This is a genomic window from Sodalinema sp. (assembly GCF_046483825.1).
GTDB lineage: Bacteria > Cyanobacteriota > Cyanobacteriia > Cyanobacteriales > Geitlerinemataceae > Sodalinema.
The window spans coordinates 1-25,523 of sequence record NZ_JAWOCL010000067.1; the positions used below are offsets into that span (position 1 = coordinate 1).

At 52.2% G+C, this 25,523-nt stretch carries 21 protein-coding genes; 6 read left to right on the forward strand and 15 right to left on the reverse strand.

Features of this window, described 5'->3' with window-relative positions; translation table 11 throughout:
- Positions 1-62: 62 nt before the first annotated feature.
- The 6 genes from R6U67_RS04210 to R6U67_RS04235 all read right to left on the reverse strand — a co-directional run bounded on the left by R6U67_RS04210 (position 63) and on the right by R6U67_RS04235 (position 8,056).
- Positions 63-845, reverse strand: a complete 783-nt coding sequence (locus tag R6U67_RS04210) for a tetratricopeptide repeat protein (protein ID WP_410251394.1) — start codon at positions 843-845, stop codon at positions 63-65.
- A gap of 90 nt (positions 846-935) precedes the next feature.
- Positions 936-1,373 carry a hypothetical protein gene (locus tag R6U67_RS04215; RefSeq protein WP_410251395.1) on the reverse strand — a complete coding sequence of 146 codons (438 nt, stop codon included), beginning with the start codon at positions 1,371-1,373 and terminating at the stop codon, positions 936-938.
- Positions 1,370-3,769, reverse strand: coding sequence for a CHASE2 domain-containing protein (locus R6U67_RS04220; protein ID WP_410251396.1), 2,400 nt, complete (start codon positions 3,767-3,769; stop codon positions 1,370-1,372). Before R6U67_RS04220 ends, R6U67_RS04215 begins: the two co-directional genes overlap by 4 nt.
- Before the next feature lie 17 nt (positions 3,770-3,786).
- Positions 3,787-5,013: a DUF1822 family protein gene (locus tag R6U67_RS04225; RefSeq protein ID WP_410251397.1), complete on the reverse strand. Its 1,227-nt coding sequence runs from the start codon at positions 5,011-5,013 to the stop codon at positions 3,787-3,789.
- Positions 5,014-5,062: 49 nt separating this feature from the next.
- Positions 5,063-6,424, reverse strand: coding sequence for a hypothetical protein (locus R6U67_RS04230; RefSeq protein ID WP_410251398.1), 1,362 nt, complete (start codon positions 6,422-6,424; stop codon positions 5,063-5,065).
- A gap of 339 nt (positions 6,425-6,763) precedes the next feature.
- The gene (locus R6U67_RS04235) at positions 6,764-8,056 is read right to left on the reverse strand and encodes a tetratricopeptide repeat protein (protein ID WP_410251399.1); all 1,293 of its coding nucleotides are present in this window, start codon (positions 8,054-8,056) and stop codon (positions 6,764-6,766) included.
- A gap of 265 nt (positions 8,057-8,321) precedes the next feature.
- On the opposite strand from R6U67_RS04235, the gene R6U67_RS04240 reads away from it, so the two are divergent.
- The gene (locus R6U67_RS04240) at positions 8,322-9,197 is read left to right on the forward strand and encodes an MBL fold metallo-hydrolase (RefSeq protein ID WP_410251400.1); all 876 of its coding nucleotides are present in this window, start codon (positions 8,322-8,324) and stop codon (positions 9,195-9,197) included.
- A 253-nt stretch (positions 9,198-9,450) separates the two neighbouring features.
- Here the strand turns inward: R6U67_RS04240 and R6U67_RS04245 are convergent, their stop codons facing one another.
- From R6U67_RS04245 to R6U67_RS04255, 3 genes are all read right to left on the reverse strand, one after another.
- Positions 9,451-10,575: an RNA-guided endonuclease InsQ/TnpB family protein gene (locus R6U67_RS04245; protein WP_410251401.1), complete on the reverse strand. Its 1,125-nt coding sequence runs from the start codon at positions 10,573-10,575 to the stop codon at positions 9,451-9,453.
- Positions 10,508-11,110: an IS607 family transposase gene (locus tag R6U67_RS04250; protein ID WP_410251402.1), complete on the reverse strand. Its 603-nt coding sequence runs from the start codon at positions 11,108-11,110 to the stop codon at positions 10,508-10,510. Before R6U67_RS04250 ends, R6U67_RS04245 begins: the two co-directional genes overlap by 68 nt.
- 103 nt (positions 11,111-11,213) lie before the next feature.
- Positions 11,214-12,569: a serine/threonine protein kinase gene (locus R6U67_RS04255; protein ID WP_410251403.1), complete on the reverse strand. Its 1,356-nt coding sequence runs from the start codon at positions 12,567-12,569 to the stop codon at positions 11,214-11,216.
- A gap of 446 nt (positions 12,570-13,015) precedes the next feature.
- Here R6U67_RS04255 and R6U67_RS04260 point away from each other — a divergent pair, with 446 nt between their 5' ends.
- Together R6U67_RS04260 and R6U67_RS04265 are read left to right on the forward strand one after the other, a co-directional pair.
- On the forward strand, positions 13,016-14,332 hold the full coding sequence (locus R6U67_RS04260; RefSeq protein ID WP_410251404.1) for a tetratricopeptide repeat protein: 1,317 nt from the start codon (positions 13,016-13,018) through the stop codon (positions 14,330-14,332).
- Between the two features lie 241 nt (positions 14,333-14,573).
- Positions 14,574-14,774 (forward strand): hypothetical protein, encoded by a 201-nt coding sequence (locus R6U67_RS04265; RefSeq protein ID WP_410251405.1) that lies wholly within the window; start codon positions 14,574-14,576, stop codon positions 14,772-14,774.
- Between the two features lie 234 nt (positions 14,775-15,008).
- Here the strand turns inward: R6U67_RS04265 and R6U67_RS04270 are convergent, their stop codons facing one another.
- The 3 genes from R6U67_RS04270 to R6U67_RS04280 form a co-directional block, all read right to left on the reverse strand.
- Positions 15,009-15,476, reverse strand: coding sequence for a molybdenum cofactor biosynthesis protein MoaE (locus R6U67_RS04270; protein ID WP_410251406.1), 468 nt, complete (start codon positions 15,474-15,476; stop codon positions 15,009-15,011).
- A 30-nt stretch (positions 15,477-15,506) separates the two neighbouring features.
- Positions 15,507-16,895, reverse strand: a complete 1,389-nt coding sequence (locus tag R6U67_RS04275; protein WP_410251407.1) for an FAD-dependent oxidoreductase — start codon at positions 16,893-16,895, stop codon at positions 15,507-15,509.
- 95 nt (positions 16,896-16,990) lie between these two features.
- A complete protein-coding gene (locus R6U67_RS04280; protein WP_410251408.1) occupies positions 16,991-17,743 on the reverse strand; it encodes a cobalt-precorrin-6A reductase in 753 nt (250 codons plus the stop codon).
- A 116-nt stretch (positions 17,744-17,859) separates the two neighbouring features.
- Here R6U67_RS04280 and R6U67_RS04285 point away from each other — a divergent pair, with 116 nt between their 5' ends.
- The 3 genes from R6U67_RS04285 (at position 17,860) to R6U67_RS04295 (ending at position 22,017) form a co-directional block, all read left to right on the forward strand.
- Complete coding sequence (locus R6U67_RS04285) at positions 17,860-18,657, forward strand: segregation/condensation protein A (protein WP_410251409.1); 798 nt, start codon at positions 17,860-17,862, stop codon at positions 18,655-18,657.
- 143 nt (positions 18,658-18,800) lie between these two features.
- A complete protein-coding gene (locus R6U67_RS04290) occupies positions 18,801-19,994 on the forward strand; it encodes a sugar phosphate nucleotidyltransferase (RefSeq protein ID WP_087706144.1) in 1,194 nt (397 codons plus the stop codon).
- Positions 19,995-20,085: 91 nt separating this feature from the next.
- Positions 20,086-22,017 (forward strand): S9 family peptidase, encoded by a 1,932-nt coding sequence (locus tag R6U67_RS04295; RefSeq protein ID WP_410251410.1) that lies wholly within the window; start codon positions 20,086-20,088, stop codon positions 22,015-22,017.
- 89 nt (positions 22,018-22,106) lie between these two features.
- On the opposite strand, the gene crtB is transcribed toward R6U67_RS04295, so the two are convergent.
- The 3 genes from crtB to R6U67_RS04310 form a co-directional block, all read right to left on the reverse strand.
- On the reverse strand, positions 22,107-23,000 hold the full coding sequence (gene crtB, locus R6U67_RS04300) for a cyanoexosortase B (protein WP_410251411.1): 894 nt from the start codon (positions 22,998-23,000) through the stop codon (positions 22,107-22,109).
- Positions 23,001-23,030: 30 nt separating this feature from the next.
- A complete protein-coding gene (locus tag R6U67_RS04305) occupies positions 23,031-24,182 on the reverse strand; it encodes a DegT/DnrJ/EryC1/StrS family aminotransferase (protein ID WP_410251412.1) in 1,152 nt (383 codons plus the stop codon).
- A 203-nt stretch (positions 24,183-24,385) separates the two neighbouring features.
- Positions 24,386-25,336, reverse strand: a complete 951-nt coding sequence (locus R6U67_RS04310) for an SGNH/GDSL hydrolase family protein (RefSeq protein WP_410251413.1) — start codon at positions 25,334-25,336, stop codon at positions 24,386-24,388.
- Between the last annotated feature and the right edge of the window lie 187 nt (positions 25,337-25,523).

Here is a 25,523-nt window from a genome sequence, read left to right on the forward strand (position 1 = left end):
GCCACGAACTCGCCCCAACCGGATAAATCAACGAGATGAATCAACGAGATGCGGCCCCAATTTTAGTGGCTCAAGAGGCACTGTAACTGCTCAAATAGGTCTTGAGCGCGACTTAAACCGGGTTTAATCCGTAAGGCTTGGCTGACGGACTCGAACGCTTCCTGGGGTTCTCCGGCAAAGGCCAGGGATAAACCCCGATAATACCAAGTCCAGGGGTCTTGGGGGTTTAAAGCTAATGCCTGATCAAACGAGGCGATCGCCGCCTCGTAGCGTTCCATCGTTCCCAACAGCCAGCCGCGACAGTGCCAGATTGAGGCCCATTGAGGACTCAACCGTAACGCCTGATCCAAAGATTCCAACGCCTCCTCATACTGCTCTAAGGTCATCAGAGAGATGCCTCGATAATACCAGGCCCAAACAATCTCAGTGTTAAGCTCCAGGGCAGGATCATAGGCGTATAAGGCAGACTCGGGGGAGCCGTTGGCCTCCCTAGCACGTCCCAATCCCACCCAGGCATAATAGAGGTGTTTGTCTAAGTTCAACGCCTGCTCAAAGGCATCGATCGCCTCGTCATAGCGTTTCAACTCATTTAACACAAACCCGCGCCCCATCCAGGCGATCGCAATGCGAGCATCGGCCTCGATCACCCCATCAAAGACCGTTAAGGCCTCCTCAAAGCGATCGCCCTCAAAATGGCGAAACCCCTCACGAATCCAGTCTTCAAACGATAAGGCGACCCCCTCGTGATGCCGCTGCGGCAACTGAGAGCCACGTCGGCGTCGTTCGGGTTGGCGTTCCAAACTCAACAGCTCTAGGGGAGCTGTAATCGTAGTTGCGGGCATCATGGCCATAGAAAGTCCCAAATCTAGTAGCAGATTCATTGTGGTTCACCCAAATCATAGTGCTAATTATATGTATTTCTACAGATACAACAGTTATTCACTTTCTCGCGAAAATGATGGTATCCAGGAGGGAAAACAGCCGACAACCCCTATCTGTGGGACATCCGAGTGTTGAGGAAATCGCCAGTCCAACTCAACCATCTCCGTGATTTCACTAGGTAAGCGGACCGGGGATGTCTCCTGGGACAAGGTTCCCGGCTCTAACCCGACATCACTGAACCTAAAATTGTCCCAGTTCTCCAAGAAACCGGAAAACTCCTGCTCGTTCGCGAAGTGTGCGGGAACCGCAATGTCTAACCACTGGGACACTTGGAAACACAACCGCAAGTCCCGAGACCCCGACGGACGACCGGGTCCGGGATCTTCGACATTATCAGCACTGCTCTCCTCCTGGGACGATTGCCCCCAAACGGGACTCGATAATCCCAGAACCGCGATCAGAGCCATTGCCGTACACCCTAAACCTTTCATAAACCGTCCTCCTGCCAAATTTCTAAGCTATACAGCGCGATCACCAACCCTGGAAACAACCAGGGCAAAAGCACCCCAGCCGTGATATAGAGTTGTAACGAGAACAGACCATAGGCGGCGATCGCCCCCAACCCAGACCACAGCCAGCGACGACCGCGCCACGCCAAACCCTCCTGAGCATAAATTGTCCCTCCTTTCAAGATCAGTGCCATCCCCAACAGCCACCAGCTATCGGGAATTGGAATCACCAGATGATTGGTTAAAAAATGATGGGTCATATAAGCGTGAGCCTCTCCCCCAGTGAACCCCATCGCCGCCTGTCCCCGCTGTCGTCGCCAATAGCGGATCGCCGCCGGGGAGGGTAAATTATCGCCCCCATCCCGGTCAATCCCCGCCTCGTAATAGCCTCCCGGTGCAATAATGGCGATCGCCTCGGACCAATCCCGTCGCTTCAACTCCCCTAACGCCGATTCCCCTGACTCCAACAGTTCCCAGGCGGCGATCGTCTCATAAACCATCTCCGGGGGGAGAGAAAAGTCCAGTAGCGGTTGCAGCCAACGCTGTTGCAGGCGATAGGAAAACAGGGTCACGGGATGCAACTCCGCCCAAGGAGATAAGCCTTGTTCTGGGTCATCCTGGAGGAATTGCTGGACTTGACGCTCCCGTGACTCCCCTCGGGACTCATCCAGAGGCTGTTGTCCGAGACGATGGGCGATCGCCAACTGATAACTAAAGGCGTTGCGATGACGAGACGACGGGCGGCGGGGACGAATCCGCCAAAAGGGAACCCAAGCATCACCCTGTAAAATCCATGACCCTTCCGCCACATGAGGATGAACCGGAATCCAATCGCCGCCAGGATTGCGGACTGTAATCAACACCGACCAAATTTGACGCTGGACCGATTCAGCTAACACCTGTCGCATCACCTCATCCTGACCCCGAGGATCGGGTAAATCCAAGAGATAATCCACCCCCACCACCGGCACTCCCGTCTCCATCACTGCCGCAAAAATCGTCCCTAAAAGCTGACGGTCAATGGGTTTATAGTGGGTCAAGTTTTGCCGTTGAAAGGTCTGTTGATCCACCATCACCAACAACACCGGCGGAACCTCCTCGACGGCCACTTGACCGGTCCAATGGCGATACCGGGCCTGAACAGCCACTCGTTGCTCTAATAACTCATGTTGTAGATTGGGGACGAGGCTCAACAGCAGTAGACTACTCACACCGATGACTTCGAGTTTGCTGGGTCGGCAACGTCGCCAGAGTCCCCGCCAGCCGCAGGGTTGCACCTGGTAGGGTTGGGCATCGGGATGGCGAAATAGAGAGGGGACTAAATAGGCGGAGGGATAGGTAAGATTTTTCTCTAATTTCAGGAACTCACAGGCGCCCCGTAATGCGGCTTGTACGGTGTCTCCGGTTCCGAGACCTTGTAAGAACTGCACCAGAAACTCCTGAGCGACTTCATTGTGGATGGGTTCACGCATGATGGCCACTTGGGCTAATCCAAGGCTAATGAGGGACTGGGCAATGTCTAAGCCGGAACAGGAGTTAAAGAGGGCAAATTGTAGGCCCCGTTGTTGGGCCTGTTGTAGATAAGGACTGAGATCTTTGATGGAGAGGGCGGTGTGGGGGGCGATCGCCACTTGTCCATCGAGCAAGGCTGACTCGTTACTATGACCAGCAAAAAAGAGAACATCCCAGCCTTTGGGGTCGGCGATCGCTTGACAAATCCGCTGTTTCAGGGCGCGGGTTTCTTCCCCCGGTTGCCAACCTAGATAGTGAACATCCAACAGATGCCGTTGACGCTTCAGGGCCAGACGCTCACCCGTAAAATTGAGTCCCGTCTCATCTCCTAAAATTGCTAAAACTCGGGCTTTCCCTCGTCGGAACGACTGACGGGGCAGGGTTTGGGCGCGGATGAGAGGGGGCGATCGCACCACCTCGATATGCCGTCCAAATTCCCAAGTTTCCCAGGGAAAACGGGCAATTTCTAGGGGGCTACAGGTGAGAAATAAGCTGGTTTTGCCCCCGGGTTTCCCCGCATCTCCTCCTAGTTCCGAGAGGGAGTCGCGGGGAGTGGCCAGTTGCGATCGCAAATCAAACAACTCCCCCTGTTTCAGCCAACGATGGAACTCTGAGAGAAAGCGAGCCTCCGCCTGAACCAGTTGACTATGCCAATCTACCGGAGAGCCTTTCACCTGTCCCGTTGCTGCCACTCGTCCCCGCAGGGCCTGTTTGTAATAGCCTAAATAGGCTCGTCGCCAGGCTTGATAGAGACTCAACAGGATCTCGGGAAAGGGGACACTGGCCGTTAATCGCTGTCCGTTGCCCCAAGTTAGGTCAAATAGACAACTCTGCTCAATTTGATGGATACTCAGTCGGTAGGTCATGGCAACAGGACATCGACTCAGGACTGAAAGGCGAAGGAGGGAAGGGTCAGCGGGGTTCCTTCACCGGAGATAATACTGACGGTAAAGCGCTCATCCATGTGACCGATGACTTGGGTATAGAGATAGGCATTTCCTGAGTCTTCTGTAAGCGTTTGGCGAACTAAGATCGAGGTCTCATCTTGGACAATCAGTTGGGTTCCCGGTTCGAGGGGTTCTCCAGGCCGGGGACCGAGGAAGAGACATAAGGACCATTCAGGGGAATAGTGGGAGTCAAAGACTTTCCAAATCAAGGCATACAAGCGACCGGGGATTCCCTGGGCCTGTAATTCCTGATAGGCCCCTTTGGCATGGTCGGGAATGGTGACCCCTTGGTGTTCTAAATCCCGGAGTAGGGTTTCGAGTTCTTCGGCGGGGGTTTGGACGGACATCAACTGATGCGATGTCGCTAGGGGAGGGAGTAGGGTCCAGTCCCAACGTTGGGCCACGGCGTCGAGTTTGTCCCTGAGCCAATCTCGCACGTTTAAGGGTTGTTGCTGACACAGACAGTGGGCCGGAATTGGGCCGTCGCGAAGTGTCTCTCCTGGGGAATCGCGATCGCCCTCAGATATGGATTCAGGGCTGGATTCAGGGCTGGATTCAGGGCTGGATTCAGGGCTGGATGTGTCAAGTTGTGCGGCTTTGTCTTCGATCTGTTGGGGATTGAGACAATGGAAATAGAGAAGCAGATCTTCGGGAGATAAATCCCACTCTTCTAGGGGGACATAGTAATGGCCTTTACGGTTTAGGGCCAGTTCTCCTGAGGTTTTTAAGGCGACGAGGTGATCGCGCCGCAGTCCCGCCAAGATTTTCACCTCGTCGGCTTCTTCATGGACTTCAACCAAAACATAGAGATGGGCAAAGTTTAAGGGATCTTTGAGGGTATAACGAGGAATAGAAATTAATCCATCGGTGAGGCTTCCTTGGACGAGTAAGCAAAGCCGAAACCCTTTTACGTGACAGTTGACGCCCGGATTGGGGGGAGTTTCGCTGTTGTACTCTAGGGATAACGCCTGAGCGCCGCGATCGAGCCATTCCTGTAAACCCCTGATGGCCATAGCTCGCAGAAAACAAAACCATTGATGATCGGTATCGCGTTCTTGTTGACAAACTTCAACCGCCCAATTGACGGCTCCCGTGGTTAGGTGAACGGTTGTCCCTTGATCCGGGTCAAGGTCGAGAAGTTGGTAGTAACTTGAGTAAGTCATAATGACATAAAGTAGGGGAAAAAACGCAAGGTTTGAGATTTTACGCCTATCACTTAAACGGCTTGTGAACAGAACAAATGGCTTGACATAATACGGCATCAAAATGAGTGATTTGTCGATTAGATTTTGCGGATTGAGTGCCGGCCGCTGATGTTCTGATTAGGTCATCTACCAGTTCAGTGAGTAGGGTCTCTAGGGTTTGATCAATGGCATGGAGACGCTCAACGGAGATGTAGTTGAGGGCTTCCTGGGTTAGCCGTTGATGAAGTTGTGCAATCAGGAGATGGCGCACCTCTGATCGCAGCCGTTTGAGATTGAGTAGTCGCGTCACCTGGACTTGGGATTTTAGTCCAATTTTGGGCGCGATTTCTGTCATGGAGAGACCCTCACATTGGGATAGATGGAGTCCCTCTAGGTAGCCATAAGCGCGTTGGGGTTGACGACGATGCAATCGAGCTAGATTGCTGTCTAGGACTTGGGCGATCGCCCCAGCCAGAGACTCATCAAGCGCCTGTCGATAGACCTCTAAAAAGCCCTCCGACTCATCTTCAAGTTGTGGTTCATGTCCGGGTTGTTGCCCCACTAAGGTTTCTAATTCCTGTTCATTTTTCACTGAGTAGCATCTCGGATGACCACAGCGAACATGAACTCGATAGTCACGCAATTGTGCTGCAAGCTGTTTGAGTTGTCTGAGGACAACCTTGCTAGAAACCGTGGGGTTTATCTGTTGTAATTGTTCCTTGTTAGGAACTTGGCATCGTCCGGTTTGACCGTCACGCCGTTGCAATAGGCGATCGCGTCGATACACCCGTTGATACTGTTGTAACAGCTTTAGGGACTGACTGATTTCATGGTCACTACAGAGGTGATATTGCCGCAAAATCCGTTCTAACTGCTCAGCATTGGTATCATTGAGAATAGCCCAATCGCTGGCCCGATAGATGCCCTTATCTAAGAGTACGCGATTCAATCCCGGATGGTTGTAGGTGAGTTGACGAGTCCAGGTACTCAAGGCAGACTTGTTAGGGTCATAACTCTCCAAAATATCCAAACTCAGAGGACAATACGGGGACGATAGGGTCCCATCATCATCGAGAACCAGGGGAAATAACTCATCGGCGTAGAGTCCATAGCAGTCCTGATAGCGTTGACTGAGATGGAGACAGGCTTGGCGAATCTGATGGCTAATAAAGCAACGAAGACTCAACTGAGCGATATCTGCTTCGTCCTCTCCCTGACGCCAGTTGTCCAATAATTGCCGTTGAAGGTACGGTTCTGGGTAATCTGGATCGAGAAGGAGGTTCCCAAAGCGTGTTTGCAGCCAAGTTTGAACCTGAGGTTTGACGTGAGGCTGAGACTGGCCCGATGATGTCAGACGCACCAGTTGCCAATAGCGAAAAGCGTTATCCATAACCTTGCAAGAAGCGACAGTGGCACAGCGTGGACGGCGATAATTGAGAAATTTTCGCAGATTATTCGAGTCGGGGTCGAGTTGCTCAGAGATTGCCCTGTTGCCCTGTGCCATCATTAATAAGTATTTCTGAGGGTGTGGATCTTATTCATCTCCATGGTCATCCGACGTAATCTGACGCCATCCCCAAGGTGCGATCGCGCCTTGGGGATGGCGTCAGCAGCCGTCTAGTGATATTCTCCCCTCGTTCCTAGGCTCTGCCTAGGAATGCCAACTGGGAGGCTCTGCCTCCCCTCTCAGCCACAACACAAGAACCCATCAGATATTCACCCTCCGAACTTACAGAATCATCTCCTGAGCCACATTCAACAATCCCTGATCATTTCCCTGAATCTCATACAAACGAGCCGCCTCCTCAAAACTAGCTCGCGATGCCCTTAAATCAAAGAACTGTCGATACGTCACACCCAAAGCATAGTGAGCATCGGCATAGTTTTCATCCAACTCAATCACCCGTTCAAAATCTTGCACTGCTGCCCTGATATTGCCAGTCTCTTGATAGGTGATACCACGATATAGATAGGGTTGTACACCATCAGGATTGAGGTCAATGGCAGTCGTAAAGTCGGCGATCGCCTCGTCATACCGTTCGAGTTGAGCATAGGCAACACCGCGATTGAAATAAATCCAATCAACATCCGGTTGTAAGCGAATCGCCTCAGTGTAATCACGTAGAGCCAACTCAGGCTCATTTAAACCCCAGTGAACCCCAGCTCGGCCCGCAAAAGCGGAAGCATTCTCAGGATTCGCCTCAATCGCCTGATTATAGTCAGCCAGAGCTTGTTCGCGATCGCCTAACACAGAGAACGAAAAACCCCGATTGGCATAATAAAGCGAGGCATTCTCAGGGTCGAGAGAGAGGGCCATCGTAAAATCATCAATCGCTTCCGAATGTCGTCCCAAATAGGACATCGCCTCACCACGAGCGTTATACAGCAAAGCATTCTCCGGATCTTCGAGTAGTACCTGATTGATCGAGATAATGAAGTTCCGGGTAGATGCCAAAACTTCACTGTTCAAAAGGTCTCCCTCAGACAACAGAACACGACGGTCTAACATAACCGCCAGCGGCACACCATCTTGGAGGATTAAACTCGGACCCGTGAGCGGATTTTGGATTTGAAGATTATCCAACGAGACCTCAGTAGGGATGAAAATTTTATCCTGACCCCCGGTGAAATCCGTAATCACATCCCGGTTCGCCGGAGAATCAGCCAAAATAAACCAATCCGAGCCATCCCCACCGGTGAGCGTATCCAACCCCTCCTCTCCCCAGAGGACATCGTGACCCGGTCCCCCAATCAGAGAATCATTCCCCGAACCGCCCCAAATCGTGTCATCCCCAGCACCACCAACAATCGTGTCATTCCCGGGTCCCCCCAAGAGCCATCGTCCCACATCATTGTTTTCCAGATAATTATCCCCATCCACGAGAAAGACGATATCCGTCAGAGGCGAACTCTGGAGGCGATCGAGTTGCTCTGACGGCAAATCAGCCATAATAATCACATCATCCCCAGAGGTGGCAAAAGCAACATCGAAGCCATCCAAAGTCACAATATCCAGAACCATCACTGATACTCCCTACGAGTTTCTACTGATTAGATGTATTTCTGGAGCCTCCGAGCTTATTCACTTTTCCGTAAAATCATCCAGAAGACTCCACGGCACCGAAAACAGGAACGATGGCCGGTCATAGGGATGTCGTCGTCCCCCTGGAATTGGCAAAAACTCTAAAGCCGCTATAGTTAGAGGCAAGATTAAAAGAGGCAAGATTAAAAGAGGCAAGATTAAGAGGTCAATCATCTCAAATTGAGATATGCACAAAATCAGTTAAATGTCAAGTCAAGGATCGATCGCAGCCATGATTCAACATCTCACCATTACCGTTCTCGTAGAGAATACAGCTCGGGGACGGGGACTATTGGGAGAACACGGCCTCTCCTGGTGGATTGAAGCCGATGGACAGCGAATTTTGTTTGATACCGGACAAGGAGCCGTCCTGACACACAACGCCGAACGGTTGAACTTGCCCTTAGCGTCTCTCGATGCGATCGCCCTGAGTCACGGTCACGACGACCATGCGGGGGGACTCTCAGAAGTTCTCTCCATTTGCGGCGATCGCGTCGACCTCTATCTCCATCCAGAGAGCCTCAAGCCAAAATATAGCCCCAGAGGCGACATTAGCGCCCCCTTACGGAACCTCGAAGCCTTACAACGTCGCGTCAAACGGTTAGTCGTCACCGCCGAACCAACCGAAATTCAGTCTGGGTTGTGGTTAACCGGAACCATTCCCCGTCGCCATCCCTTAGAAGATACCGGGGGACAATTTTGGCACGATGCCGAACACCAGCAGGTTGACGAACTTCTCGACGATCGCAGCTTATTCATTGAAACCCCAAAAGGGATCGTCGTCGTTCTCGGATGCGCTCACGCCGGAATTATCAACATTCTCGCATCGATCCGCGACGTCACCGACTCGCCAATTTACGCCGTGATGGGAGGGATGCACCTGTTGCACGCCGCTGAAGAGCGATTAGCCGCGACAATGGAAACCCTGTCCCAGTATGATATCCAGCATATTGGAGCCAACCACTGCACCGGAACCAAGGCGATCGCCCGGTTGTGGCAAGAGTTCGGCGATCGATGTTTCGAGGCTCACGTGGGAACGCGATTTGAAGTCACCCGAGACCAAAAATCCCCAGCTTCTTAGACAATGAACCGCCAGAAACCGAGGATGAGCCGATGTCGCCGTCAGGAGGGGATTCGTACACCTCACCCCGTCAGGCTTCCGCATCAATCGGACCCATGAAATACAAGCGGGTTAAACCCACCATCTAGCCCCAAAGTCAACAGATGTGGCGATCGGTGCATGGATGATAACCGCTCTCTAAAACTTACTCAAACTTAATCATTTGATGTTTAGTTCCTAGCTTGGATCTTCCGAGACCTTTCCATCACTAGGCTTACACGGTTGAACTCTCCGCGTTTTCCAAATTAATTGCCGCATTTAAATCACGATCTATGGAGACGTGACAGTTCGGACAGTCATACTGTCTTTTGTCCAGGGGCATTTTTTGTCGGTGTCCGCAGTGGGAGCAGATCTGCGAACTAGGATACCACGGGTCAATTCGTGTGAATTTGCTTCCATACCACTGGCATTTATACGCAAGCTGACGACGGAACTCATAAAACCCACCATCAGCAATAGCACCAGCCAGCTTATGATTTTTGAGCATCCCTGACACATTTAAGTCTTCGATTTTTACTTCGCCGTGGTTCTTGGCTAAGTAAGTTGTTAACTTGTGTAGATGGTCGGCTCTAATATTCGCGATACGTCTGTGGGCTTTAGCTAACTTGAGTTTAGTTTTTTCTCGGTTTTTACCTCCTTTTTGACGGCGGCAAAGCTCTTTCTGGAGTTGGGCTAGTTTTTTCTGAGCTTGACGATAAGCTTTCGGATTGGGATAGGTTTTACCATCGCTCAGGGTGGCCAGAGTTTTAATTCCTACATCTACCCCAATCCGCTCCCTTATTTTGGGGGTGACTTGAGGTTCAAAATCAATTTTGAAGGCAATATACCAGTCCCCTGCTTGCTTACTGACCGTGACGTTTTTGGGATGAGCTGGCGGTAACTGTTCGTGGCTTTTTACCCAACCGATCCGAGGTAGCTTCACCCAATAACCGGAAATTTTAATACTTCCTTCCAGGTAAAAACTATCTTTGACATTCTTTTTCTTAAACTTGGGGAAACCTGTTCCTTTGACTTGCCAAACTCGCTTAAACGCTTGACTGAGGTGACGCAACGCTTCTTGAGGGCTACATTTGGAAACCTCATAGTACCAAGGATTTTGACTTTTTACCTCGGCGACTAATCTCTTGTGTAAGTCTATAGCACTCGGGAGTTTACCTCCGGCTTCTAATGTTTTCTTACAGGTCGCGAGTCCCCAATTCCAAGCGTGCCGAGCTACTCCGGCATGTTTCGCCATCAGCGTTCGTTGTCGGTTATTTAAGTCTAGCTTGGTCTTAAAGCTTTTCACTGATTTTTTTGAACTCCTCGACCATCTTTTTGTTCTTACCACTTCGGCTACCATAAAGACGAGCCGAAAACACGGTAATGATTTCTAACACATCGTTGGCTAAGTCTTCCTCAAAACTGGCATCCTCAGTCCGATTGATAATCACAATCTCTACACCAAACTGCTCGCAGATGCTGAACACCAGTTCAGACCCGAATCTAAGTAACCTATCCTTGTGGGTCAGAACCAGTCTGTCGATTTCACCCGATGTGATTAACCTCAGAAGACGCTTTAACCCACGCTTACTGTAATTCATCCCAGAGCCTAAGTCTTGGATAATCTCATGTTCCCAACCATTTTGAGCGCAGAACAATTCAATAATTTCCTTTTGACGTTCTAGGTCTTGTTTTTGGTCGTGGCTACTGACTCGTGCATAACCGATTGTGTACGCTCTGTGAGATTCAACACCGAGCAATTGAGACATAGAGTATCTCCGGTGTCCCGACGCTGTGCGCTCGGGGATTAATTTCCCTTCTGATTCCCAACGTCTTAACGTCGATGGTGAGACTCCTTTGATTTTTGCGGCTTCGGAAATGCTAAACTTACTCATGATTTGATTATAGCTTAAAGCTTGAGTAACTTTAAACAATTTTAGTGAGAAATTTAAACTCTGTCTCCAGCCCTGTATCTAACCCCCGAGCGATCGCCCCTGATCACAGTTTATCAAGAGCCTGGGCTAGAGCGTCGGCCAGTGCCACCAGGGTCCCCCACCAAACATGAACCCCAAACGAGAGAACCGTGGCCGAGACAAACAACACCCCGAGCCGTTTGGTCGGTAACGCCGGAAGCCGCACCGGAGCGGGAGCCGTTTTGACCGTTAGCGCCAGTTCCAACACCTGTGGCTCGGCATTACTCTCAAACACTAAACGCCGCTCATAGACAGAATTCGCCACCAGTTTGCCCGTATTCGCTCGTACCCGACATAACACCTGCTTCCCCTCAACCCGGTCTGGGGTGACCCGCAACCAATGATGTTTTCCGGGGTGACTGGGGGGGTCTTTCGGGTGCGGTAAGACTCGCCAACGACCCTGTAACACCGTCTCAGGAACCGGGTTCTTCAACATCACCGTTTCGGCAATGTGTTCCCCCAATTGCGTTGCCTCCAAGACCACAGAATCAGGCTTGGCGACCACTTTAGGCACGCGATTGACATAAATGGGCTTGAGGGCAGCTAACGCCTCGGCAGCATTGGTATACCGGTCACTAGGAGAGGGTTGCACCAGGGTCTTTAACCAGTCCACCCAGCGCAAACTCAGTTTAGGAACCCGAGACTCAAACTCGATGCTGTAGCGATCGTCCATCAACTCACCAATGTCCTGCGATTTCGTTCCCGTCAACAGACAGATTAAGGTAGCACCCACGCCGTATAAATCCGAGGCTTCCGTCAGAGGACGATTAAATAGTTGTTCCGGAGGCATAAACCCCAGCGTTCCCTTAACAACACTGCTCATGGCCACATCGCCCTGGCCAATGCGAGCAAAGCCAAAATCCACCAGATAGACTTGTCGGCCCTTCGAGGTGGGTTGCTCGGAGACTAAGACATTCTCGGGTTTGATGTCTCGGTGGATGACCGGGGGAATACGGTTTTGCAGATAGACGAGAATCTCTAGGAGGGCGATCGCAATCTCCTTAACCTCCTCCGGGGAAAAACTCCGCATTTCTGCCAAGGAGGGAGCGGGTTTATACTCCTGCACCAAACAAAAGCCATTGTCAGTCTCAAAGGAATCGAGATAGCGGGGAATACCGGGATGATCCAACCCCTTCAAGACCTGAATTTCTCGTTCACAACTGTCATAGGCTGACCATTGAGCCGCATCTCCAAAGAGAAACTCTTTGAGAACGACGGGATGGGGAGAGTGATCCGCCTGGGCGAGATAGGTCATCCGTCCACCGGCTCGGTTTTGGCCGAGTTGACGCTGAACATGATATCCCTGGTCTGTAAATATCGGAAGTTGGCTCATGGGAACACCGGGAGAGTCCTGAGAGACAGTGGGTTGCGGTTCAGGCATGGTTATCTCTGTTATCTCTATTCTGGCACTTTCTTTTACGTACTTGATGGTTGCCTGGCGCTCGGGATCGCAATTAGCTCACCCGAGCATCGACTCTCGTGACTCTCAGCGGCTAAAATCCAAGGTGTGCCGAGAGGGCAAGGTCTTAGCTAATTCCACGAGACGCCCCGCACTTGACCCAACCGGGTCAATGTCGGGATGAACACGGTGGCCACCTGTGATAGAATTCAGGCAGCCTTACATGGAAGATCACTCGGCGAAAACTAAGCCAGATCCATACAAGCATTGCTTGATTCTCCATGTCATTGACCCTTTGGACGCGGGGTCAAGCCTATCGCCAGAAGGTAAGATTCGTCACTCCTCGGAGTCGAAAGCACTTCTTTGGGTAGGAAGCCAACGCTGTAATCTTTGATGAGCGCGTTCGGTCGTTCGCGAGCGTTGCGATTGTGGAACACGAGTGGATTGATAACGGAATTGCCAAGGCAAAGGCGGGAGATTACGTCGAAGCGATCGCCGCCTTCAGCGAAGCCATTGAGGCCAACCCCATATCGGCGATCGCCTATCGCCAGCGAGGTTTGGCCTATTATGATGCTGGGCGCATTCATGATGCGATTTCTGACTATACCCAGGCGATTAAACTGCATCCTAAGGATTTCGCCGCTCATTATGGACGAGCGATCGCCCGCCTGGCGTTGAAAAACTATACTGGGGCCTTGTCGGATATCGACGTGGCCCTACGATTGAACGCCCAACACGCCGCTGGACAACGGTTGCGGGGAACTCTCTGCCGTAAACTTAATGATATCCCTGAGGCGATCGCCAGCTTCAAACAGGCCGCTCAACTCTATCTCGATCGCAAGGATAAGGAGAATTGCCAAGCCTGTCTAACGGCGATCGCCCAAATCCAATCCAAATCTAAACTGACGCCGCCGCCGTCTCCTGAAACATCGCCCACTCCAACGATGCCAACCGTCGGGGATATCTACTCAGAACTACTCGATCGCATTCGTCACGGTCATGTCCAAAGCGCCCTCAATGACTTAAATTGGGTGTTGCAAGCAGACGATGGGGATGCCCAGGCCCATTGCTGTCGAGGCATGGCCTATCTAAAACTGAATCAACTCGAAAACGCCCTCAAAGACTTTAATCGAGCCTTACAGCAACAGCCAGAGAACGCTTTGGCCTTACGGAACCGAGGTAAGGTTCGCTTTCAACTCGGCGATCGCGCCGGCGGCATGGCGGACTTTGAACGGGCCTTGCAACTCAACCCCGAGGATATCTTGGTGTACGTCGCTAAGGGCAACGCCTTTCGGGATATTGGCGATCATCAACAGGCCATGGCCGCCTATGAACAGGCCCTTTCCCTCGATGATCAATGTGCCTCAATTTATCTCAATCGGGCTATGGCCTACATACGCCTCGAAGAAACTCGCCAGGCGATCGCCGACTATCAGACCGCCGTATCCCTATTTTGCGACGCCGAAGACTGGGAGAACTATAACGCTACCTTGAAAAAGCTCAACGCCCTACAATCAGGAATTTCGAGTTCCACGACCTCGGGCCAAAACCCAACATCATCGAGTTCGAGGGTTTCCGAAAACGTTGATTCTCCCCGCAAAGAACGGTTGCGGATGCTGGTTGGTGGACATTGGGAAATTGCCGAACGCCTACTCGAACAGGCACGACGCTACTATCCCAACCAATCCGAAACCTGGTATCTCGACAAAGTGATTCAGGATCTAGAACGTAACTTTGAGACTTAATGTCTCCTCAAAAACCGAATAGTTGCCAATTTCTAAACTGTCCTAAAACAACCTCTGATTGACAAGATGTCCGGAAAATAGGAATAACAGGGCGCATAGAAATGACGTAGTCAAATTGGTGTAAACGCCAGGGGTATCCACCATGAAAAGTGCGCCAGAATGTCCACGCTGCGGGCGTCACAGCATTGTCCAGGAAAGCGAAACCCGCTGGACCTGCCTCAACTGTAACTTTTCCAAGAACTTGTCACATCATAATTCTCGTCATAATTCTCGTCATGAGAAGTCTTTAGACGCTGACGACGATAACGGCGGCTGGTTTAGTATCTTCCTCTTAGCGGGAATGCTTCTCATTGTTATGGTTGAAGTCGTCTATAGCCAAGAACCTCCACAAGAGTCGACCGATCACTCCCGGCCAGCGATCGCCCTCCAACCGTTGCATTAACCATGAACCCGTCCATCCTAGAACTCCCTGGGCATGGGATGCAAAGCCCGAGACAGTTGATTAGAATAAGGAAGCGAGAAGAGGAAAAAGGGACATGATCGTCCCTTTTTTTTGTCCCTGAGCGCCCGATAGCTGTCGTCAGTTCTTAGACCAACTAGGACAAACAAAATACTCTAAAGCGCTATTTTGCAAAGACGTACAGAGTTGTCACTGTCAATCCTCAACTGTCAATCCTCAACTGTTAATCCTCAACTCTCCACGACCATGAGTCTCCTCACAGGCTCCAATACTCACCCAACTACTGGCCCCATCTTGCCAATGCTCCTTTTTCCAGATGGGAGCATTATGTTTAAGAGTATCGATCGCATACCGACACGCCTCAAACGCCTCACCACGATGGGGACAACCCACCACAACTAACACACTAATTTCACCCACCGTCAGCTTGCCAACACGATGATGAATCACCAGAGATCCGATAGTGGGCCAGCGTTGACGAATTTGCTCACCAATCTGACGAAACACCTCCAACGCCATCGGTTCGTAAGCTTGATACTCCAAATAGTTTACCCCTCGTCCCTCGGTGTTATCCCGTACCATGCCGCTCATCACGACAATCGCACCATTACCCGAGTCATCGGCTCGTTGATAGGCGTCCGTTAAAGACAGGGGAGCGAAGCTGATTGCGAAATGGTCTTTCATGTTGACTCAAAAAATTAACTCAATTAACCGTTAACGTCGCCAGTCAAACCAGGCTTGTTGCAGACGATGAAGCTGCGGATGCTGTTGTCGCCAAACCTGGTTCCAGAGTCGGAGGAAGCCGTCAAAGAGATCTCGATCTGGAAGTGGAAGAGTGGCGACGTTGCCGATGTGAGATCTCTGTTTCATCAGGATCGCGATCGCCTGAATCCATCGCGGCGCCTCGTCTCCGAGACTATGAGCGCCAACAATTTGTCCCGAGGGACGAACCAGCAACTTCGCAAAACCATCGAGGTGTCCCCGTCGCTGACACGAGTCCACCTGATACAAGGGTAATGACAGCGTCACCAACTCGTCCCCAAACCGCCGTTGAGCTTGGGGAGTCGTTAAGCCAACCGCAGCGATGGGGGGATCAGTTGAGATGATACGGGGTAAACTGCTGTAATCGAGGCGATCGCGCGGTAAAACCAGAGCATTGTAGGTCGCCAGTTCCGCCTCGTAGCGTTCAAGTTCGCGATCGCAATACCCTCCTAACAGCGAACCACAGGCGTAAACACCTCCCTGGGCCGTCTCTAAGTTGGGACTGGTCCCAGTTCGTCCTCCGTAGCACTTTATTTCTAATTTGTCAACCCCTATCCCCGCCAAATTTCCCTGCCATCCCTCCGCCAAGACCAAGACGTCAGTCTCTAGGGCCTGACTCCCAGCCTGAACCCAAATTCTGTCGTCAATCTGGCGCACTTGCGTCACCGGGGTTCGGGAGAGAACCTTCACCCCAGCCGCTTCGAGATGGGCTTGCAGCCGTTGCCCAAGTTCTGGATCTTCGTACGGTAACACAAGAGGTTCACCAACCAGAAGTTGGACCGAAACCCCCAAACGAGCTAGGGTTTGCGCCAAAACCGCCCCCTGGGGATCCGCTCCGACAATCATCAGATGTTGAGGAAGTTTCCCACTCAGGAGCGGTTTGAGATCGTTGAGGTGATAATAAGGGGTTTCCTGGAGTCCCTGAATCGGGGGAATCTGAGGTTGAGGTGCAGGAGCGAGGAGATAGTGGCGCGATCGCAACTCCCGCACCAAACCCAAGTCCTGCACCTCTCGCAGCCGCACCTGTAAATGAGGCTGGAGGGCAAAATCAACAGAACCGATGCGGACATCCACCCCTTGCAGAGCGAGAGTCGCCGGAGAACGGAGAATCGCTAAATTTTCAGTCGTTTCCTCAGCCAAGCGCCAATTCGCCGCCAAATCTGCCGTTGAAGAGGAATGCCGAAGTTGAGCGATCGCCAACTCATGGCAAACCCGCCGCCTCCAAGTCTCGCCCTGGGGCAAGATCCAGGCCACCCGCGCTCCCCATCGCGCCGCCAAGGACGCCGAATGGGCCGCCCCATCACTGTCTCCCACAACCAGCCAATCGTACTCAAACCCCATGGTCGACGTGATAGTAGAACAGGGCCATTATCCCCCCTGAGCGGCCCGCCAGGCCGAGACTCAGCCTTGAAAAGAGGCTGAGTCTATCGTTTCCCTCATGTCCCGAGGCCATGCAACCAATCAAACACATCAGCAATCTCACTCACACAGTCCCCAGTCGGCATGGCCGGTCGTTGCACCATAATGATGGGAAGCTGCAAATCTCGGGCCGCTGCAATTTTGGCGTAGGTCGCATCGCCACCGCTATTTTTACTAACGATCGCCCCAATTTGATAATCCTGCAAAAGCTTCCGCTCGTCATCGAGGGAAAACGGCCCTCGGGCCAACAGAATCTCCCCAGGAGGACGAGGAGAATCCGCCGCTGGCGGATCAATCATACGCATCAGGAACCACACCTGTCGCACCTGAGCAAAACGGGCCAACTCTTGACGACCAATCGTTAAAAAGACCCGCCCGGCCACCTGAGGGACTCGCTGAGCCGCCTCAGCATAACTCGACACCTCCAACCAGCGATCGCCCGGCTGGGGCGACCACGGAGGACGAGTCAGCCGTAAATGAGGAATCCCTGCCTCCTGAGCGGCTTGGGCCGCATTCTGAGAGATTTGGGCCGCGAAGGGATGAGTCGCATCGACAACCGCCTCGATCTGTTGCCCTCTCAAGTACTCTCGTAGTCCCTCAACGCCACCAAAACCGCCGACGCGGGTGGTTTCAATGGGAATATCCGGGTGACGAGTGCGGCCCGCCAGAGAGGCGATCGCCTCAATATCCCCTCGTTGCGACGCTTGGCGGGCAAGTTTTCGCCCCTCCCCAGTTCCGACTAAAATTAAAACCCGTTTACGCAACCTCATCGCTGTATCTCATCGCTGTGTCTCATCGCTCCATATCCATCCGTATCTAACCGTATCTGTGAAAGGGAAACATTTTTCCTGATTCATTTGATTATTCATCAATTTTCGATCGCCCTGTGACTACATCGCTTGCTCAAGACGCTATTGAACTGCTCCTCGATTTGGCCGAACGAGGAGAGATTGATCCCTGGGATGTTCAGGTGATCGAGGTGATCGATCGCCACCTCAGTCAATTAGCCCCCAGTCTCTCACCAGGGGGGATTCCCTATGAAGCAGATTTGTCCCGCTCAGGACAAGCCTTTCTCTATGCCTCCATGCTATTACTCCTCAAAGCCGATACCCTCGTGCGCGCCCCCCTCGACGAAGAACCCGAGGAATTCGTCGAAGCGTTCTGGCCCGTTGAGGGCGATGGACAACAATTATCCCTCCCCTTCCGCCTCGAAACCCAACTGCAACGACGGGCCGTTGCGCCCCCCTTACAAAGCCGGCCCGTCAGCCTCGGCGAGATGATTGCTCAACTCGAAACCATCGCCCAACAATTTGAAGATGACCCCCGAGAAGGGCGATCGCGCCGCCGCCGAAAAAGCACAAAACTCGAAACCGCTGCCGAAATCGGCGAACTCGCCCACGAAGAAAACCTCACCGAAACCGCCGAGGAGATCGAAACCTTCCTACTGCACCACTGGGATAGCATCGCCGCCGGAGAAGCGTGGGTGAGTTTCGATCGCCTCCTCGACTGCTGGAGAAGCCCCAGCGAGGGCCAACAAAGCCTCGCCGAACGTCAAGTCGCCATCTTTTGGGCCTTGCTGCTTTTGGCCTCCCAGTCTAAGGTGGAACTTTTCCAGGAGCAGTTCTATCGAGAGATACAGATTAAATTGACTCCAGAGTCGCCGATCGCACCGGAAATCGCCTAACTCAACGCGATCGTTCGCCCCAGGAATGCCCCAAATTGGTTTTGTCCTCGGCGATCGTGTCGTATAGTGAGAAAGAAATCGGCATCCGCATCGGCAGATCCATCAAACTAGCCAGTTGACCAAGGGTTGGAACAGAGAAATTCATGAAAGCGATGATTCTAGCGGCGGGAAAAGGTACCCGCGTGCGCCCGATTACCTACACCATTCCCAAACCCATGATCCCCATCCTGCAAAAGCCAGTGATGGAATTTCTTGTGGATCTGCTACGTCAGAATGGCTTTGACCAGATTATGGTCAACGTTAGCCACCTGGCCAACGAAATTGAAAACTACTTTCGGGATGGACAGCGGTTCGGGGTACAAATTGGCTATTCCTTTGAAGGGAAAATTACCGCTGATGGCGAACTCGTCGGCAAAGCCCTCGGTTCCGCTGGCGGGATGAAGCGAATTCAGGACTTCTATCCCTTCTTTGACGATACGTTCGTGGTTCTATGTGGGGATGCCCTGATTGACCTCGATATCAGTGAAGCCGTCGCCTGGCACCGCAAAAAAGGAGCCGTGGCCACGGTGATTCTCAAGCCAGTCCCCAAAGAGGAAGTCTCGAGTTATGGCGTGGTCGTCACCGATGACGATGGCCGAATTAAAGCCTTCCAAGAAAAACCGGGTGTTGATGAAGCCCTCAGCAATAACATCAACACCGGGATTTACATCTTTGAGCCGGAGGTGTTCGACTATATCCCCTCGGCGACGGAATTTGATATTGGTGGGGATTTGTTCCCCAAACTCGTGGAAATGGGCGCTCCCTTCTACGGGTTAAGCATGGATTTCCAATGGGTTGACATTGGACGTGTCCCCGACTACTGGCAAGCCATTCGTACGGTGTTGCGTGGTGAAGTCCGCAATGTCGATATTCCCGGACGAGAAGTGGCTCCCGGTATCTATACGGGCCTGAATGTGGTCGTGAACTGGGATAAAGTCGATATCCAAGGGCCGGTCTATATTGGCTCAATGACGCGCATTGAAGACGGGGTTAAAATTATTGGACCGACGGCCATCGGCTCGAGTTGTCGCATCGGGGCCAATGCCACGGTGGACAATACGGTGATTTTTGACTACTCCCGCTTGGGGCGAGGCATTCGCTTGGTCGATAAGTTGGTCTTTGGACGCTACTGTGTCGATCGCCTCGGCAATACCATTGATGTCCAGGCGGCAGCCCTCGATTGGCTGATTACCGACGCTCGTCAGGACCCCCCCTCCCGCGTTCCTCGCGAACATCAGGCGATCGCCGAACTCCTCGGTGGCGATGGTAATGCCCTCATCTCCAATGATGATGATTGAGAGGCGCGATCGTCGTTCATGATTGCCCTTGATGGTCCAGATCTGATTGTCCCGCTGATCCGATACACACCGACTTTCTTAAAGGCTTCCCATGACTTCCTCTCTAAAGCAAAAAGCAGCCTATGGTGCTTGGAAATCCCCCATTACTGCTGATTTGATTGTTTCTGAAAGCATTGGCTTAGGAGGCATTGCCTCGGATGGAGACCGCCTCTACTGGCTTGAACGTCGTCCCTCGGAAGGAGGACGCAATGTGTTAGTCCGTCGCCGTTCGGATGGCGGGGTTGAGGATGTGACGCCTGGGGGGTATAACGTTCGCAATCGGGTTCATGAATATGGCGGTGCCGCTTTTACGGTAGCCGATGGCATGGTCTATTTTTCGAATTTCGCTGATGGACGGTTGTATCGACAAGGTCTCGGCGGCGAACCCGAAGCCCTAACCCCTGAGGGGGAGTTACGCTATGCGGATTTTCGCGTCGATGGGATGCGATCGCGGTTGATTGGAGTCCGTGAAGATCATCGCGGTGACGGGGAAGCCAAAAATGAGATTGTCGCCGTTGGCTTCGATGGTTCTGTGGAGGTGTTGGTGTCGGGAAGTGATTTCTACGCCTCGCCTCGCCTCAGTCCTGATGGGCAAACTCTAGCCTGGCTGAGTTGGAATCATCCCAATCTCCCCTGGGATGGAACCGAACTCTGGACGGCACAGCTGACGGAGGCGGGACGCTTGACTGCACCGAAGAAGATTACTGGGGGAACGGCTGAGTCGGTGTTTTGCCCTCAATGGTCCCCGGATGGAGTGCTATATTTTGTCAGCGATCGCGCCAGTTGGTGGAATCTCTACCGCCAGGGAGACAACGGCGTTGAACCCCTATTTCCCCTCAATGCTGAGTTTGCCACGCCTCAATGGGTGTTTGGGATGTCCACCTATACGTTCCTCAGTGCTGAACGCTTGGTTTGCACCTATACCCAGCGGGGATTATGGCAGTTAGCTACCCTCAACCCGAAAAGCCGCCGTTTGCAAAATCTCGAAACCCCCTACAGCCAAATTTCCTCTCTGACCGCTCACGGCGATCGCCTGGCCTTTTTAGGCGGTTCCGCTACCCAGTCCAGTGCCTTTCTGTTAATGGATCTCGATGAGGGGGAAGTCGAGGTGTTGCGGCGATCGACGACCTTAGAGATTGATCCCGGCTATCTCTCGCAACCGCAGCCGATTGAGTTCCCCACTAGCGAGGGGATGACAGCCTATGGCTTCTTTTATCCCCCCCAGAACCGCGATTATGACCCCTTAGAAGGGGAGAAACCCCCGTTACTGGTCAAAAGTCATGGCGGCCCCACAGCGGCCGCCTCTAGCGGCTTACGGCTGTCGGTTCAGTATTGGACCAGTCGCGGCTTTGCCTTTTTGGATGTGAACTATCGCGGTAGTACGGGTTTTGGTCGAGATTACCGCCAGGCGTTAGATGGCCAATGGGGCATCGCGGATGTCGATGATTGCGCCAATGGGGCTAATTTTTTAGCCGAACAGGGTTGGGTCGATGGCGATCGCCTGGCCATTACCGGTAGTAGCGCCGGAGGCTATACGACCCTAGCGGCGTTAACCTTCCGGGATACCTTCAAAGCCGGGGCCAGTTACTACGGAATTAGTGATCTCGAAGCCCTAGCCACGGATACTCATAAGTTTGAGTCTCGCTATTTGGATCGTCTGGTGGGTCCCTATCCCGAGGACAAAGAACGCTACATGGCCCGATCGCCAATTCATTTTACCGATCGCCTCTCCTGTCCCGTGGTCTTCTTCCAAGGACTTGAGGATAAAGTCGTCCCCCCCAATCAAGCCGAACGTATGGTTGAGGCCCTGCGGGAGAAGGGCCTACCGGTGGCCTATGTCCCCTTTGAGGGCGAGTCTCACGGATTTCGTCAAGCGGCTAATATCAAACGGGCCTTAGAAGCGGAGTTTTATTTCTATTCCCGTGTCTTTGGCTATGAACCCGCCGAGGCGATCGAACCTCTGGAGATCGAAAACATGGAGTGAACGGAGAATGTCCCGCTACACGCAAAGCGTCAGCGGGATGATTGACTCATCCCCGGTCTGAAGACTCGGGGATTCCCTATAGGGATCTGTTAAATCGATTCCGTTGTCCCTGTTCCTGAGAGCGCATCCCGCAGTTTTTCTAACGCAATGAGAGTCGGAACTAGGGCCAATAACATAAAAGCCGACACCATATCGCCCCCCCAACCTTCGTGAAGCCAGTGAAATAGATCATCATAGCCCTGGCCATGAAAGAGGGTTAAAAAGGTGTTGCGTAAAATGTTAGTAATCACACTAATGATAACGCCACAGAAGAGAAAGACAACCACCGTTTTACGGGATTTAAATGCCCCAGTCCAATAGAGCAACATTAACGCCACATACAAGGTTGTAAACAGCATCTTAAACCCGGCACAGTGCGGGGCAACTTCCACGATACGCCCCCCCACATAGATGAAGATTTCTTGAACGTTCACATCAAATCCCCATTGAGTCAAAATAAATCCCGCTGTGCCAGCAATAAAGCTTTGTAAGGGATAGGAAAATGGGGCAATTAAATAGGGAATATCCGTGGGAGTGGCTAACAAAACCAGAAACCAAGGAATACTAAACAGCTTCATCCCCCGAACGCCTTTAAGACCAAAACAAAGTCCCGACAATATGATGGGTAAAGAGAGATTGACCAAATCAGGAACACCACTGAGATAAAACACGGCGGCTAACCCGAGTAACACAGCACCAAAAGGGTTAAAGCAATCGGGGAGCTTTTGCCATTGATGCCGTTTTTCCCAAACAATATAGGCGGCAAATGGTAAACCAATCACGCCATGACTGTAGTATTCATGCTCTAGGCTAATACTTTTATTGAGCCAGCCATCATACCAATAGAGAATTAAGGGGATGTATAAAACCGCCAGCAAAACTGCCACCATAATTTCGGTGGAATGTCGTTGTAGGTGATATTTCAGGGGAGTTTGTACGGTCATGTCTTTAGCTGATACAGAACTGATTTGAGGTTAAGCTGAAGAGGAGGTCGAAAGATGGGTTTTAATGGCATAGACAACGCGCTCAATGTCCTCATCACTTAAGCCGGGATACATCGGTAATGAGAGGATCTGTTCACTCAACTGTTCCGAGACCGGAAAATTACCCGCACTATAGCCGAGATTGCGATAGGCCGGTTGCAGGTGACAGGGAATTGGGTAGTGAATCCCCGTTTGAATCCCTTGTTCGGCTAAGGCTTGACTGAGGGTATCGCGATTCCCGTGGGGACTGTCGACCTGAATCACATAGAGATGATAAACATGACCGGGGCCACAGTCATTTCGCATCGGTACAACGCCCAACTCCTTGAGGGGACTCAGTCGGCGATCGTAGGTTTGGGCGGCGTGGTTTCGCTGTTGGTTCCATTGCCCGAGATAGGGGAGTTTCACATTCAGGACTGTTCCTTGCAAGGTATCCAGGCGGCTGTTGGTTCCTCGGTAAACGTGAACATACTTTTTGGGGGCGCCATAGTTGCGGAGCGATCGCACCCGTTCGGCCACATCGGGATTCTGGGTAACCACCATTCCCCCATTTCCTGCCGTTCCCAGGTTTTTACTGGGGTAGAAACTAAAGGCCGCCGCCATACCGATTGAACCGGCGATTTCTCCATCTCGTTGGCCCAAGTGTGCTTGGGCCGCATCTTCAAAGATAATCAGATTATGAATGGCGGCAATCTCCCGTAGTTTTCGTGGCGATACCACCTGTCCGTAGAGATGAACCGGTAAAATCGCCCGAGTTCGGGGGGTAATGGCCTGTTCAACGGCATCGAGGTCGATCAGGGCCGTGTGGGGATCACAATCGACGAGAACCGGGGTGGCTTCAGCATGGAGAACACCAATCACCGTCGCGATAAAGGTGTTAGCCGGAACAATCACCTCATCCCCTTTACGGATACCACAGGCTTGTAATCCCAGGGCGATCGCATCAGTGCCACAGGCCACCCCGACACCATATTCAACGTCACAGGCTTGGGCGAAGGCGGCTTCAAAGTCACGAACCGCCTGCCCTAAAATAAAGTCACCCCGTTCTAAGACTTGGGCGATGGCTGCATCGAGTTCCTTTTGAATCGGCTGGTGAAGGGCGTGCAGATCGACGAAGGGAATTGGCTGTGGGACTGGGGTCATGGTGGCAGTGGCTAGAATGTAGATCAGGGCGTGAGGTTGGTTATTCCACTGTAGCCCGGTTATTTTGGCGATCGCTCAGGGTTTAGAGAAACTTCATAGAATCTTCACAGTAATCAAAATCTTGCTCCCCCACTTTAACCTCAAACAAACTTTCAGCTAAACCGTCAAGTCTAACCCGTTGCCGAACGTCAATCTTGAGTCAATTAACCGGGAGTCCAGAGGGGAATTTCATGTTTTCCAGAGAGTCTCAAATACAGTAATTCCGTTAAAATATGATTGCCCGAGGCATTAAAATGAATGCTATCTCGATATAATTCCTCCGACTTTTTAAGTCCATTAAAAATCGGTAAAACATCGATATAAGTCGCCGAACAATCCTCAAGATACGCCTCAAGGCGACGGCGAGCCTCCCATTCATAAGGTCGCGGTCCTGGTTCTCCCAATTCTCGTTTTAAGGGGGTTAAGAAAATCATTAGTCGAACCTGTCGCGCCTCTAACTCAGCACAAATTTGGCCAATGGCTTCTAAATTTTTCTGGACAACATCCCCCTCTTGCTGACGGATTTGGGCCAACTCAGGGATCTCGGCTGGGGGGCGAAACCGGTTAATCAGTTCCAGCCAAGCCAGAGGGGGTCGTTTATCGGGATAGTTGCGATCGCGTCCGACGACCACAGACGTCGGTTGACGGGAAAACAGATCATCCGTGTTGAGCAGTAGTACCACATCCGACGCACCAAAAATGCCAAACTTACGGATATATTGCCATTCATTGCGCGGTCCCCAGGAGTTGGCCGAGGCATTCAAGACCTCCACCGACCCCATCGCCTCCCCTAGACGTTCCTGCAACTGGGCCGAAATGGTCTGAGAATCATCGGTCCACCAGCCCCCATTGGCGATCGAATCCCCTAACAGTAAGATTCGGTGAATGTCGGGGTCGGGTTCCGGGGTCATGGCGGGGCCACGCAAGGAAAACTCGTTGACACTAATACGGTTGCCGAAGCGGCGGGTGCGCTGATTCGGGGCCAAACGATACCCCGTGGCGTCATCAGCCACATATAAAACCGGTTTCCCAAAGCCGAGAAACCAACGCAGTCCTAATTCTGAGGCGATCGCCAGCAGAACCATCGAGACAATGAGAATTTGCACAACTTTCACGTAAAACTCCTGGGAGGGTTGGAAGCTCCGTGATTGATCGCGGAGAGGAAAACCGACTCAAGCGGCTTTAGCCGCCAGCACCCCCTTGCGGGGTGGAGGGGTATGGTTGCCCCTCCATGGAGCTATGGTTGGCTCCGACTCCCTTGCGGGGTAATGTTGGCGCTTGCGCTAACGCGCACGCTCCGCG

What these genes read in the sequence shown, in the direction of transcription:
- R6U67_RS04210 (WP_410251394.1), bottom strand. Translation starts at nt 845, where the DNA reads ATGATGCCCGCAACTACGATTACAGCTCCCCTAGAGCTGTTGAGTTTG.
- R6U67_RS04215 (WP_410251395.1), bottom strand. Translation starts at nt 1,373, where the DNA reads ATGAAAGGTTTAGGGTGTACGGCAATGGCTCTGATCGCGGTTCTGGGA.
- R6U67_RS04220 (WP_410251396.1), bottom strand. Translation starts at nt 3,769, where the DNA reads ATGACCTACCGACTGAGTATCCATCAAATTGAGCAGAGTTGTCTATTT.
- R6U67_RS04225 (WP_410251397.1), bottom strand. Translation starts at nt 5,013, where the DNA reads ATGACTTACTCAAGTTACTACCAACTTCTCGACCTTGACCCGGATCAA.
- R6U67_RS04230 (WP_410251398.1), bottom strand. Translation starts at nt 6,424, where the DNA reads ATGGATAACGCTTTTCGCTATTGGCAACTGGTGCGTCTGACATCATCG.
- R6U67_RS04235 (WP_410251399.1), bottom strand. Translation starts at nt 8,056, where the DNA reads ATGGTTCTGGATATTGTGACTTTGGATGGCTTCGATGTTGCTTTTGCC.
- R6U67_RS04240 (WP_410251400.1), top strand. Translation starts at nt 8,322, where the DNA reads ATGTCAAGTCAAGGATCGATCGCAGCCATGATTCAACATCTCACCATT.
- R6U67_RS04245 (WP_410251401.1), bottom strand. Translation starts at nt 10,575, where the DNA reads ATGGTAGCCGAAGTGGTAAGAACAAAAAGATGGTCGAGGAGTTCAAAA.
- R6U67_RS04250 (WP_410251402.1), bottom strand. Translation starts at nt 11,110, where the DNA reads ATGAGTAAGTTTAGCATTTCCGAAGCCGCAAAAATCAAAGGAGTCTCA.
- R6U67_RS04255 (WP_410251403.1), bottom strand. Translation starts at nt 12,569, where the DNA reads ATGCCTGAACCGCAACCCACTGTCTCTCAGGACTCTCCCGGTGTTCCC.
- R6U67_RS04270 (WP_410251406.1), bottom strand. Translation starts at nt 15,476, where the DNA reads ATGAAAGACCATTTCGCAATCAGCTTCGCTCCCCTGTCTTTAACGGAC.
- R6U67_RS04275 (WP_410251407.1), bottom strand. Translation starts at nt 16,895, where the DNA reads ATGGGGTTTGAGTACGATTGGCTGGTTGTGGGAGACAGTGATGGGGCG.
- R6U67_RS04280 (WP_410251408.1), bottom strand. Translation starts at nt 17,743, where the DNA reads ATGAGGTTGCGTAAACGGGTTTTAATTTTAGTCGGAACTGGGGAGGGG.
- R6U67_RS04290 (WP_087706144.1), top strand. Translation starts at nt 18,801, where the DNA reads ATGAAAGCGATGATTCTAGCGGCGGGAAAAGGTACCCGCGTGCGCCCG.
- R6U67_RS04295 (WP_410251410.1), top strand. Translation starts at nt 20,086, where the DNA reads ATGACTTCCTCTCTAAAGCAAAAAGCAGCCTATGGTGCTTGGAAATCC.
- crtB (WP_410251411.1), bottom strand. Translation starts at nt 23,000, where the DNA reads ATGACCGTACAAACTCCCCTGAAATATCACCTACAACGACATTCCACC.
- R6U67_RS04305 (WP_410251412.1), bottom strand. Translation starts at nt 24,182, where the DNA reads ATGACCCCAGTCCCACAGCCAATTCCCTTCGTCGATCTGCACGCCCTT.